This is a genomic window from Pseudomonas sp. IPO3774 (genome assembly GCF_013386835.1).
GTDB lineage: Bacteria > Pseudomonadota > Gammaproteobacteria > Pseudomonadales > Pseudomonadaceae > Aquipseudomonas.
Map to the genome: position 1 here is coordinate 1 of NZ_JACAQY010000087.1, position 11,879 is coordinate 11,879.

At 61.7% G+C, this 11,879-nt stretch carries 9 protein-coding genes; 3 read left to right on the forward strand and 6 right to left on the reverse strand.

The genetic code is table 11. The features are described 5' to 3' along the window. Positions 1-60 precede the first annotated feature (60 nt). The 5 genes from xylB to HYE77_RS32415 are packed head-to-tail and all read right to left on the reverse strand — an operon-like array spanning position 61 to position 6,053. A complete protein-coding gene (gene xylB / locus HYE77_RS32395) occupies positions 61-1,536 on the reverse strand; it encodes a xylulokinase (protein WP_177070610.1) in 1,476 nt (491 codons plus the stop codon). Between the two features lies 1 nt (position 1,537). Next, positions 1,538-2,530, reverse strand: a complete 993-nt coding sequence (locus HYE77_RS32400; protein WP_177070617.1) for a LacI family DNA-binding transcriptional regulator — start codon at positions 2,528-2,530, stop codon at positions 1,538-1,540. Between the two features lie 21 nt (positions 2,531-2,551). Continuing rightward, complete coding sequence (locus HYE77_RS32405; protein ID WP_177023386.1) at positions 2,552-3,493, reverse strand: ABC transporter substrate-binding protein; 942 nt, start codon at positions 3,491-3,493, stop codon at positions 2,552-2,554. Between the two features lie 33 nt (positions 3,494-3,526). After that, positions 3,527-4,495, reverse strand: a complete 969-nt coding sequence (locus tag HYE77_RS32410) for a ribose ABC transporter permease (protein ID WP_177070612.1) — start codon at positions 4,493-4,495, stop codon at positions 3,527-3,529. Positions 4,496-4,520: 25 nt separating this feature from the next. Further along, the gene (locus HYE77_RS32415; protein ID WP_177070614.1) at positions 4,521-6,053 is read right to left on the reverse strand and encodes a sugar ABC transporter ATP-binding protein; all 1,533 of its coding nucleotides are present in this window, start codon (positions 6,051-6,053) and stop codon (positions 4,521-4,523) included. Positions 6,054-6,462: 409 nt separating this feature from the next. Between HYE77_RS32415 and HYE77_RS32420 the strand changes: the two genes are divergently transcribed. Genes HYE77_RS32420 through HYE77_RS32430 form a run of 3 tightly spaced genes read left to right on the forward strand, consistent with a single transcriptional unit; the run spans position 6,463 to position 9,464 of the window. Beyond that, the gene (locus tag HYE77_RS32420; RefSeq protein ID WP_003209703.1) at positions 6,463-7,818 is read left to right on the forward strand and encodes a HAMP domain-containing sensor histidine kinase; all 1,356 of its coding nucleotides are present in this window, start codon (positions 6,463-6,465) and stop codon (positions 7,816-7,818) included. Then, complete coding sequence (locus HYE77_RS32425) at positions 7,803-8,186, forward strand: response regulator (RefSeq protein ID WP_008430409.1); 384 nt, start codon at positions 7,803-7,805, stop codon at positions 8,184-8,186. Before HYE77_RS32420 ends, HYE77_RS32425 begins: the two co-directional genes overlap by 16 nt. Positions 8,187-8,195: 9 nt before the next feature. Further along, the gene (locus HYE77_RS32430) at positions 8,196-9,464 is read left to right on the forward strand and encodes an EAL domain-containing response regulator (protein WP_003209700.1); all 1,269 of its coding nucleotides are present in this window, start codon (positions 8,196-8,198) and stop codon (positions 9,462-9,464) included. On the opposite strand, the gene HYE77_RS32435 is transcribed toward HYE77_RS32430, so the two are convergent. Beyond that, positions 9,445-11,595, reverse strand: a complete 2,151-nt coding sequence (locus HYE77_RS32435) for a methyl-accepting chemotaxis protein (protein ID WP_177070616.1) — start codon at positions 11,593-11,595, stop codon at positions 9,445-9,447. The two genes, HYE77_RS32430 and HYE77_RS32435, sit on opposite strands and share 20 nt — an antisense overlap. Between the last annotated feature and the right edge of the window lie 284 nt (positions 11,596-11,879).

Below are 11,879 nucleotides of genomic sequence, written 5' to 3' on the forward strand. Positions count from 1 at the left end.
TGTAAGAGCGGAACCAATAGCAGCCGTTACCCAAATAACGGATATACACCCAAAACTTCCCTAATCGTGCAAAGCCTTAGCCGCCCCCAACAACCCCCGAAACTTCAAATAACGTGCCTGCAAAACAGCCTGTTGAGCGCCGTCCGGGAAAAACCGTTGCTTCACCGGCATCCCCGCCTGCAACAGCGCCGCGCCCTGCCCACTCGACAGGAACCCCAACTTCGCTGCACCAATACACGCCCCCAACTCACTGCCATGCAACGTATAAATCTCCCGCCCAAGAATATTGGCCAGCAACTGCGCCCAATACTCACTGCGCGCCCCACCACCCACCAACGCACAAGCCCCCACCGTGGCCCCGGCCGACTGCACTGCATTCAATGCATCCAGCAACCCGAACCCGACGCCCTCCATCACCGCATACCCCAGCATGGCCGGCGTGCAGTCATGCCCCAGGCTCATGAAACCACCCCGCAACAACGGGTCGTTATGGGGCGTGCGCTCCCCCGCCAAATACGGCAAAAACAACGGATTGGAAACCGGCACGCCCTGCCCGATCGGCAACTCGGCCTGCACCCGATCCAGCAACGCCTGCTCATCAACCGACCCCGTCAACCGCGTCACCCACCGCAAGCAACTGGCCCCGGCCAACATTGCCCCCATGGTGTACCAACGCCGAGGCAACGCATGACAAAAACTATGCACCGCACTCGCCGGATTCCCCGCCGAGTGATCAGTAATCGCCACGATGGCCGCACTCGTCCCCAACGTGATAAACGCATCCCCCGCATTCACCGCCCCTATGCCCACCGCCGCCACCGGGTTGTCCCCGCCACCGCCGGCAATCACCAGGCCCTCAGCCAAGCCCAGTCGCCCCGCCGCAGCCGCATTCAAACAAGCACTGGCCGCGCCACCTTCTACCAGCCGTGGCATCTGCGCCAATCGCAAACCCGTGGCCTGCAGCATCGGTTCAAACCATTCACGGTTGGCCACATCCAGCCACAACGTCCCCGCACCATCGGACACATCACTCACGCGCTCACCACTCAGGCGCAGGCGCAGGTAGTCCTTGGGCGACAGCACGCAATCAATGGCGCTGAATACCGCCGGTTCATGCTCCTGCAACCACAGCAGCTTGGGCGCCGTGAGACCGGCCATCGGCAAGCTGCCGGTGACGTCGGCAAACTCACTGCCCAAGGCTTCAGCCTGGGCCATGGCACGGGAGTCATCCCAGAGAATCGCCGGGTACAACACCCGGTCGTCTTGCCCCAGCAACACCGCCCCGTGCATCTGCCCGGACAACCCGATGCAGCCGACACGGCCGTAGGCATCCGGCTGATCAGTGCGCAGTTGGTCCAGAGCCGTCAGGCATGCTTGCCACCAATCCTCAGGCGCCTGCTCGGACCAGCCTGCGTGCGGGCGCGAGACCGTCAGCCGCGCGCCCGCATGGGCGAGGACGTTGCCTTGCTCGTCCATCAGGATCGCCTTGAGTTCCGAAGTGCCGAGATCAATGCCAAGGGAAACCGCGTTGTTCATATCAGGGGCAGCCGCATGAGTTACGAATCTTCAGGGTGGGCGCGAGCCGCACGCTGTGTGTTTTACGCTTGGGCGACGCCATGCGCTCAAGCAGCAGGTTGACCGCCCGGGCGCCGAGTTCCTGGACCGGCTGTGCGATCAGGGTCAGGCGTGGCACAAAGAAATCCGCCCAGTCAAAATCATCGAAGCCCACCAGGGCCATCTGCCCGGGCACGTCGATATTCGCATCACGCAAGGCGTGCATCGCACCCAGGGTCATCAGGTTGTTGCCCGCCATGATTGCCGTGGGCGGTGTTGCCAGGGCCAATAACTGCGCGGTCGCTTGCCGTGCCGGCTCGCTGCTGGAACCACCGTTGACCAGCAATTGCGGGTCAAACACCAACCCTGCCGCCTGCAACGCGGCTTGATAGCCGGCCACGCGCTCATCGGAAGTGCCGAGCCCCGAGCGCCCGGAAATAAAGCCGATGCGCCGGTGGCCATGGCCGATCAAGTGCGCCACCAGGGCCTTGGTCGACTGGGTGTTTTCCACCCCGACCTGATCGAAACGATCACACATCATCCGGTCCACCAACACCGCCGGCACTTGATTGGCCTGCAGGTATTCCAGGGCCAGCGAACCGGTAGACGGCGCCAGCAGAATGCCGTCCACCCGCCGATGGTGCAGCGTCGTGACTACGCGCAATTCCTGCTCGGGATCGTCGTGGGTATCGACAAACAACATCATGTAGCCGTGCTTGGCGCACTCGGTTTCAATCGCGTGCACCGTTTCGCTGAAGTAGTGGTTGGACAGTGCCGAGATCGCCACGCCAATCGTATTGGTGGTGGACCGCGCCAGGGAACGCGCCAGCGTGTTGGGGATGTAGCCCACCTGCCGGATCGCGTCCTGCACCGCTTGCACCGTGTCCGGGCTGACCTTGCGGGTGCCGTTCAAGACGTGGGAAACCGTCGACGTCGACACCCCTGCAATTCTTGCCACATCCTCCATGGTTGCCACGGTGCTCACTCCTGGTTTCTTTTAATGTTTGCTGGACCAACCGCTGTAGGAACCGACGTTATCGCGGGTGATCAATTTTGGCGCCAGCAGGGTAACCGCTTCGGCGGGTTGTTTGTCATTGAGAATGTCATTGCCGACATTGACGGCGGTCTGGGCCATGGCCCATGGGTCCTGGCTGGCGGAGGCCTGGATCAGGGTGTCGGTCTTCAAGGCATTCTCGATGTCCGGCGCGCCGTCCACGGAGGTGATGATGATGCCGCTGCGTTTCAGTTGCTTGGCCGCCAGGTCGCTGCCGATGGCTTGCGGGTCGTTGATTGCGAACAGGCCGTCAATTTTCTGAAAGCGTGTCAGGTAGCCCTGCATCACGTTCAAGCCGCCTTCGCGGGAGCCTTTGCCGTCCTGGTCATCTGACAGCACCTTGATCTCCGGGGCGCTGGCCAGCGCGGCTTTGCAGCCTTTGACCCGATCGGTCACGGCGGTGACTTGCGGGCCGTTCTGAATGATCACATTGCCCTTGCCCGACAGTTTGTCGACGATGAACTGGCAGGCGAGCTTGCCGGCCTCGACGTTGTCGGTCTGCACCGTGGCATTCACGCCCTTGGCGTCGACGTCCACGGCCACCACCACGATCCCGGCGTCGCGGGCTTTCTTGATCGCCGAGGCCATCGCCGACGGGTCGACGGCGTTGAGCAGGATCAGGTCGACCTTGGACGAGATGAAGTTGTCGATCTGCGAGAACTGCTTGCTCAGGTCATAGTCGGCCGACACCGAGGTGACTTTCACCGCCGGGTTCAGCTCCTTGGCCCGCGCCGTGGCACCGTCGGCCAAGGTCACGAAATACGGGTTGCCCAGGGACCCCATGCTTATGCCGATGGCTTTCAGTTCACGGGCTTGCACCGCCTGGGACATCAACACGGCAACGCCCAGGGAGGCGACAACAGGAAACATGCGTTTGAAGTTCATGATGACTCTCTTGTGATTGTTGTTTGAGTGAAATCAGGTCCGTGCACCGGACTGGCGATAACGATCCAGCGCCACCGCGCCAATGATCACGATGCCCTTGATGATGTACTGCCAGATATCCGAGACGCCCAGCAGCACCAGGCCGTTGGTCAATACCGCGATGATCAGCGCACCAATCAGCGTGCCGCCGATGGTGCCGACGCCGCCGGTAAAACTGGTACCGCCGAGGATCACTGCGGCAATCGCATCCAGCTCATAGGATTGTCCCAGTTGCAGGCCATTGGCGGCGAACAGGCGTGACGCGCTCATCACCGCGCCCAACCCGGCCAACGCACCGGACATGGCATAGACGAACAGCAGGACCTTCCACACCTTGATCCCCGACAGCCGCGCCGCTTCCGGGTTGCCGCCCACGGAGTAGATTTGCACCCCCATCACCGTGCGCCGCAGGATGAACCACGACAATGCGATGACGGCCACGGCGATGATCACCAGCCAAGGCACGCCCAGTACTGAGTCGTTGCCAATAAAGGCAAACGGCAAATCAGGGTTGAACACGGTCTTGTCGTCGGCCAGCAACCTCGCCAACCCGCGCATGGCGGTCAGCGCACCCAGGGTGACGATAAACGGCGGCAGGCGCATGAAGGCGATCAGGCCGCCGTTGACCAGGCCCAGCAACAGGCCGAAGCCAACCCCGGCGGCAATCCCGAACATGCCGAACTGCGGTGACATCGACGCTTGCAACGCAACCACAGCCGAAGCCGCAAGAATCGCTCCCACCGACAAGTCGATGCCCGCCGTGAGGATCACAAAGGTCATCCCCGCCGCCAGCACCACGTTGACCGACGCCTGTTGGGTGATGATCGACATGTTCTGCACCGTCATGAAGTTTTCGCTGGCCAGGGCAAAACCCACCAGCAACAGCACCAGCACCGGCAACATGCCCACCGTGCGCATCAGTTCGCGAATACGCTCAGCCTTGCCGATCGTTGCCACAGTCATGGTGTTGCTCCCGCTTGTCGTTGAATTAGCCATGGGCGGCCACCTGTTCGCTGCCGGTGGCGAGGTCGATGATCGCCTCCTGGGAAATATCCAGCCCCGATGCCCCGCCCACTTCGGCCACCAGTTGCCCTTCGCGCATGATCAGCACGCGGTCGCAGGTGCCGATGATTTCCGGCAGTTCGCTGGAGATCACCACGATGCCCACGCCGGCCTTGGCCAACTGGTTGATGATGCGGTAGATCTCGGATTTGGAGCCGATGTCCACGCCACGGGTGGGCTCGTCGAGGATCAGCACATGCGGCTTGACCTCCAGCAGCCGTGCCAGCAGCACCTTCTGCTGGTTGCCACCGGACAACGCGCCGACGTTGACCTTGCCCGACGCCACGCGGATCGACAGGGACTTGATCGCATCGCGTGAGCGTTGTGCGGCGTGGCCACGGTCGAGCACGCCACCGGCATGGGCATCCGGCACGCACGCACAGATGTTGATGTTGTCGGCCACGCTCATGTCGAGAAACAGACCCTGGGCCTTGCGGTCCTCGGTGAGGTAGACGACACCGGCACGAATCGCATCCGCCGGGTTGCGCAGTTGGGTCACGGTTTTGCCGACCACCTCCAGGGTGCCGGAGGTGCGTGGGTCGGCGGCAAAGATCAGCCGTGCCAGTTCGGTACGCCCGGCGCCCACCAGCCCGGCAATGCCCAGCACTTCACCGGCGTGCAGGTCGAAACTGCAATGGCGCACGCGCTTGCCGTCGGCCATGTCGCGCACACGCATCACCACCTGGCCGGGGTCGTAGGCGGCATGTTCCTTCTTGTAGAAACCGGAAAGGTCGCGGCCCACCATCATCTTCACCAGCACCTCGGCCGACAGCACGTCCCGCGCCAGTTCGCCGACGTACTCGCCGTCCCGCAGCACCGAGACCCGGTCTGACAGTTCGTAGATTTCCGCCATGCGGTGGCTGATGTAGATGATCGCCAAGCCTTGGCTGCGCAGCTGTTTGATCAGCGCAAACAGGCGGTCGGTTTCCCGGGAAGACAGCGGCGTGGTGGGCTCGTCCATCACCAGGATTTTCGCGTGGGCATGCAGCGCCCGGGCGATTTCTACCAGTTGGCGCTCGGCGATGGACAGGCTGGCGACGCGGGTGGTGGGCAGGAACTCCGCACCGAGCCTTGCCAGCACCTCGGCCACCCCGGCTTCCATGCCCTTGCGGTCGATGGTCCAGCCACGGCGCAGTTCACGGCCCAGGTAAATGTTCTCGGCCACCGTGAGGTTCGGACACAGGCTCAGTTCCTGGTAGATCACGGCAATGCCGAGGGCTTTGGCGGAGGCTGGGTTGTAGCTGGCGACGGGCTGGCCATCGATGCGGATGGTGCCGCCGTCGTCGGCCTGGTAGGCACCGGAGAGGATCTTCATCAAGGTCGATTTGCCGGCGCCGTTCTCACCCATCAAGGCGTGGATTTCACCGGGGTAGACCTTCAGGCTGACGTTCTTGAGCACCCGCAGACCGTTGAAGGTCTTGCTGATGCCCTGCATTTCAAGCAAGGGTTCAAGGCTCATGACTGAGCTCCTGGTTTTATTATTGTTGTGTTCGGGCGTTTGCCGATGGCAGTCATCGGCAGACCTGATTGCTGCCGACTCTAATCAGATACATTTGCTTACGCAAGCGCTTGCGTCAGCCGTTTATCGTTTGATTAAACGTTTCACCTGATGAATAAATGTTCATCCAGCGACCTGGAGTGACTAATTGCAGATAAAATCGCCGTTTTTCCACCTTCACCTATCCGATTGAGTGCTTTTCTAAAAATAACACCGCGTTTGGCCACTACGATCCCTGTCAGTTGCGGTTTATCTGCTATCGTCCAAAGACCTCATCTCCTCCTCATCGCGCCTGCGCGATCTTCTGTGAGCATGCTCTGCGGCGCCGCCTTTGGCAGCGTCGGGCCTGAAGTTCACGGAACACTGCACGATGGACAACTCTTCAGTCGACAGCCCGGCGGAGCCGCAATCCCGGGCTGAAAAAATCGTCGAATTCAAACGCCAGAAAACCCTGCTCAAGGCCGGCGCCTTGCAAGATGCGATCTTCAACAGCGCCTACTTCTCCAGCATCGCCACCGACGAAAAAGGCGTAATCCAGATTTTCAACGTCGGCGCCGAACGCATGCTTGGCTACGCCGCCGCCGATGTGCTGAACCGCGTCACACCGGCCGACATTTCCGACCCCGCCGAGCTGATCACCCGCGCCGCTGCCCTCAGCCTGGAACTGGACACACCGATCACGCCGGGCTTTGAGGCCCTGGTGTTCAAGGCCTCCCGGGGCATCGAAGACATTTACGAACTGACCTATATCCGCAAGGACAACAGTCGCCTGTCGGCCATGGTGTCGGTGACCGCCCTGCGCAACCGCAACGACGCGATCATCGGCTATCTGCTGATCGGCACCGACAACACCGCACGCAAGCAGGAAGAGGCGCAACGCAAAGGCTTTGAGCGCGCCCTGGAAGAGAAGAACCTGGAGCTGGAACACGCCAGCCACATGAAGTCCGAATTCCTCGCCACCATGTCCCACGAACTGCGCACGCCGCTGAATGCGGTGATCGGTTTTTCCGAGGCGCTCAAGGACGGCCTGGTGGGCGACATGAGCGATATCCAGCGCGAGTACATCGGCGATATCTTCACCAGCGGCCAGCACTTGCTGTCGCTGATCAACGACATCCTCGACCTGTCCAAGGTCGAGGCCGGCATGATGGACCTGGAACTGGAAGCCGTGGAGTTGGCCGGCCTGTTGGCCAACAGCCTGCTGATCGTGCGGGAAAAGGCCGCATTGCAGCGCATCCAGTTGAAACTCGAAAGCCCGGACGACTTCGGCGCACTGGAACTGGACCTGCGCAAGACCAAGCAGATCATCTACAACCTGCTGGCCAATGCGGTGAAGTTCAGCGAGCACGGCGGCTCGGTGACGCTCTCGGTGCGCGAGGTGAATCGTAGGCAAGTGGGGCAGATTCCCGGGGACTGGCCCACCCACGGCTTTGCCCTGCAGCCCAGCGAACATCAACAGTTCCTGGAATTGAGCGTGAGCGACACCGGCATCGGGATCGCCCGGGACGACATGAGCAAGCTGTTCAAGGCCTTCAGCCAGATCGACAGCAGCCTGGCGCGCAAATTCGAAGGCACGGGCCTGGGTTTGGCGATGGTCAAGCAACTCACCGACCTGCACGGCGGCAGTGTCGCCGTGGCCAGCCGCGAAGGCGAAGGCGCGCGATTTGTGGTGTGGCTGCCGCTGCACCGTGCCGCAGATGCGGAGGCCCCATGGCCGAAATCCTGATCGTCGAAGACAACGAGGCCAATATGCGCCTCGCCCGCCTGTTGCTGGTGAACGCCGGCCACAGCGTGTTGTGGGCCGCCGATGCCGAGACCGGGTTGACCCTGGCCCGGGAAAAACAACCGGCATTGATCCTGATGGACATCCAGTTGCCGGGCATGGACGGCCTGGCAGCCACGTCACTGCTCAAGCAGGACCCTCATACCGCGCACATCCCGGTGATCGCCCTGACGGCCATGGCCATGAAGGAAGACCGTGACAAGACCCTGCGGGCCGGCTGCGATGCCTACATCATCAAGCCACTGCGCTACAAAGAGCTGTACCAGGTGATCGACACGCTGCTGCAAAAGAACATTACTCCCTCGACTTGAGTCCTCTCCATGGCCAGCCAACCCGCAACGCTGTTGATCGTTGATGATGAAATCCAGGTGCGCAAGCTGCTCGAAACCCTGCTGCGCCACGAGGGTTACCAGACCGTGAGCGCCGCCAGTGGTGAAGAAGCCTTGCAGTTGGTGGCGCAGCGGCCGCCGGACTTGATCCTGCTGGACATCATGATGCCGGGCATGGACGGCTATGAAGTGGCCAACCAGCTCAAGGGCAACCAGGCCACGGCGAACATTCCGATCATCATGCTTTCGGCATTGAGTGAGTCCAGCGCGCGGCTCAGTGGCCTGGAAACCGGTGCTGAAGAATTCATCAGCAAGCCGGTGGAGCGGGTCGAGTTGTGGCTACGGGTACGCAACCTGCTGCGGCTCAAGGCCCACGGCGATCGGTTGAAAAACCATAGCCAGTTGTTGGAGCAGCAACTTCAACACCACCAAAATGAGTCCTCGCGGTTGAATGTGCATGATCTGGCGCGCCTGGACCTGGAAAAAGCCCTGCGCCTGGCGGTCGAGCGCGAAGAATTCGTGCTGCATTACCAACCCAAGGTCGAACTGGCCAACGGTCAGGTGTGCGCCCTCGAGGCCCTGCTGCGCTGGGACCGGCCCGGTTACGGTGCGGTGTCTCCAGCGGTCTTCATACCGATCCTGGAAAGCCAGGGCTTGATCGTCACGCTCGGGCGTTGGGTGATCGACAACGTGTGCCGCCAGATCGCTGCCTGGCAATCCGGCACGGTGGGCGCGGTGGAGGTATCGGTCAACGTTTCGGGGCATCAATTGATCGAGGGTGACCTGATTGCCGATATCGCCCAGTCCCTCGCCCAGGCCGGCGTGGAAGCGCATTGGCTGGAAGTTGAATTGACCGAAGGCTCGCTGATGGAGAACACCCAGCACACCATCGCCAGCTTGCAGCGCCTGCGGGCGATGGGGGTGAAGATCTCCATCGACGACTTCGGCACCGGCTATTCCAGCCTGGCCTACCTGCGGCGGTTCCCGATTGATACGCTGAAAATCGATATCGCGTTTATCCGCGAAGTCACCAGCAACCCGCAGGACGCGGCTATCACCCGCACCATCATCGAACTGGCCCACAGCCTGAAGCTGCGAGTGGTGGCTGAAGGCGTGGAAACCCAGGCGCAGCTGGAGTTTCTGCGGGAAGCCGGCTGCGATCAGATCCAGGGGTATCTGTTCAGCCGGCCTTTGCCGATGAAGGAGCTGGAGCGCCTGCTGCTGGATAAGCGCAGCCTGGTCAGGCCGCAGCCTCACTGACTTCGAACAACCCCACCAGCTTCTGCAACTTGTTGGCATTGACCCGCACGGTTTCCGCGCTGGTCTGCAACACCCCTACGGTCAGGCGCATTTGCTCCGAAGAGTGGCTGACCTGCTTGATGGTCTTGCCATAGTCGAGGCTGCGGGCGTTGAGCTGCTGGATGATGCTGAACATGCTCTCCACCGCCTGGTGCAGGTGCACGTTCTCCGAGGAGGCGTCCTCGGCCAGGCGCAGGCTGCTGTCGACGTTGGTCACGCCGTTTTCCATGAAGCCTACGGCCTTGCGGGTTTCGCCTTGCAGGCCCTCGACCATCTGGCGAATGTCTTCCGCTGCCTTGGAAGTGCGTGACGCCAGGGTGCGGACTTCGTCGGCCACCACCGCAAAACCGCGGCCATGCTCGCCCGCCCGCGCCGCTTCGATGGCCGCATTCAGGGCCAGCAGGTTGGTCTGGTTGGTGATGTCGCTGATCAACCCGGTGATGTTGCTGATCTGTGCCATGCGGCTGTCCAGCAGTTGCACGCTTTCCGAGGAGCGCTGCACCACATCGCGAATCGACTGGGTGCCGACCTGTACCGCGAGGAATTGCTCGCGGGCCCGGCTGACCACCTCGTCCATGGCCTGCTTCATTTGCTCGGCGCTCACCGAGGCTTGCTGGATTTCTCCCAGTTGCTCTTCAACGATGATCATCATGCGGTGGGTCGCGTCGGCCACTTCATGGGACATCAACCCGGCCGCCTCGCTGCGGCCGAGCATCAATTGGTTGGTGTTGCCAACGCTGTGGCTGGCCTTGACCACCTGGCCGACCACCGAATCCAGGCGGTCGATGAAGCTGTTGATCCAGCGGCTCATGTCGCCGGTTTCGTCGTTGACCATGCGCCCGCTGTCCAGGCGTTGGCGCAGGTTGCCCTCGCCTTCGGCAATGGTGCGGATGACCTCGGTCATTTCATTCAGGCGTGCGGCCAGGCGCCTGGGGCCCAGGCGGCTGAACAGCAAGGCCGCGACGACCATGCTCAGCACCTCGCACGCATCGGTCCAGGCGGCGGGCAAGCCACTGTAGTGACGGACCAGGAAGTTGCAGGCAAACAGGCCGCCCATGGTCGCCAGATAGGGCTTCATCAAGCCGTGGCTCAGGGAGCGCCGGCGGTAGACCTCTTCCAGGTCGGCCTCGCACATCATGCCCCAGCGATCCGGCGAGCCCGGCAGTTCGAAGGTCACGCCCTTGCCCACCACCGGGATGTGACGGTAGTCGGAATAGCCGGGATAGGTGACAAACAGGTTCGAGCCCTTGCGGATGGTTTCCCGCACGCCGGGGTGCAGTTGTTGGGTGGCGGGGTCGATAAACCGCAATTCCAGCTCGGTGTGGCGTTGGATCTGTACGGTTTTCCAGGGTGTGTGCACGCCGCTCTTGAGATTTTCACCGTGGGTGAAGGTGCCGTCCTCGAAGCGTGAGCGGGACAGCGCAATGCCCGGCTGCAGCGCCGGGTCGAAGCGCGATTGCACCATGAACAGGTAGTTATCGCCGGACTCGGGGAAGATATGCCCGGCCTCGCGCTGGATCAAATCCCCGAGTATGTCGTTGGGCACCCGACCGCAGAGGCAGCCGACTACCCTGCCCTCGCGGGTCAATGGTTGGTAGAACATCAGGGTCACTTCGTCATGGAAGCGCGAGGACGAAGGGCCGATCTGCAAGGTCAGCGGGTCGCTGTAGGGACCGTGGAGGAATGGCGCCTTGAGCCCGGCGGCCAGGGCTTGTTGATTGAGCGCGCGGTGACTGGCCTGGCTCCAGGTACTCGCCAGTAATTCGCCCTTTGGGTCGACGATAAACAGCTCGGAGAAATCCCCGGCCTGGTGCAGTTTTTCCAGCAGCAGGCTGTTGTCGGTGAGCACGGAATCGCGGGCCAGTGTCGTGGTCAGTTCGTTGAGGTGTTCCCACTGTTCGCGGGTCCAGGTTTGCAGGAGTTTGACCCGGGTTTCGGCAATGGCCTCGAAGGTTTGCTCCATCACCGGGTACACCGCGCGGTTGAGGTGGCAGGACCAGCCCATGGCGAACTTGCCGGTCTTGCCCCACCAGGGCAGCCAGCTTTTCTCGGCGGAAGATAACTGCATCGTGCTGCTCGACAGGCTGCTCATGGCGGACTCCGGGAGTGATGTCTAATTGCCATATCTCAAGGCAATTAATGCGCCAATTAGCTAGCTTGCTATTGATTAGGCTGTTTGGCCTGCCATGCGGGTCAACGGGAGCGAGCTTCCTCGCTACAAAAAGCTGCATGCAATCAAGAGCATGCACCAGCGGGTGGCAGTGAGATCGCTTGTCGGGTGGGATGTCCCAGGGGGCCGTGGTTTTCGAGATCGAATATCGGCGGAATTTTGGGGGCATATCCGTTATTTAGGTCACGGCGACTTATGGTTTCGCT

What these genes read in the sequence shown, in the direction of transcription:
- xylB (WP_177070610.1), bottom strand. Translation starts at nt 1,536, where the DNA reads ATGAACAACGCGGTTTCCCTTGGCATTGATCTCGGCACTTCGGAACTC.
- HYE77_RS32405 (WP_177023386.1), bottom strand. Translation starts at nt 3,493, where the DNA reads ATGAACTTCAAACGCATGTTTCCTGTTGTCGCCTCCCTGGGCGTTGCC.
- HYE77_RS32410 (WP_177070612.1), bottom strand. Translation starts at nt 4,495, where the DNA reads ATGACTGTGGCAACGATCGGCAAGGCTGAGCGTATTCGCGAACTGATG.
- HYE77_RS32415 (WP_177070614.1), bottom strand. Translation starts at nt 6,053, where the DNA reads ATGAGCCTTGAACCCTTGCTTGAAATGCAGGGCATCAGCAAGACCTTC.
- HYE77_RS32420 (WP_003209703.1), top strand. Translation starts at nt 6,463, where the DNA reads ATGGACAACTCTTCAGTCGACAGCCCGGCGGAGCCGCAATCCCGGGCT.
- HYE77_RS32425 (WP_008430409.1), top strand. Translation starts at nt 7,803, where the DNA reads ATGGCCGAAATCCTGATCGTCGAAGACAACGAGGCCAATATGCGCCTC.
- HYE77_RS32430 (WP_003209700.1), top strand. Translation starts at nt 8,196, where the DNA reads ATGGCCAGCCAACCCGCAACGCTGTTGATCGTTGATGATGAAATCCAG.
- HYE77_RS32435 (WP_177070616.1), bottom strand. Translation starts at nt 11,595, where the DNA reads ATGAGCAGCCTGTCGAGCAGCACGATGCAGTTATCTTCCGCCGAGAAA.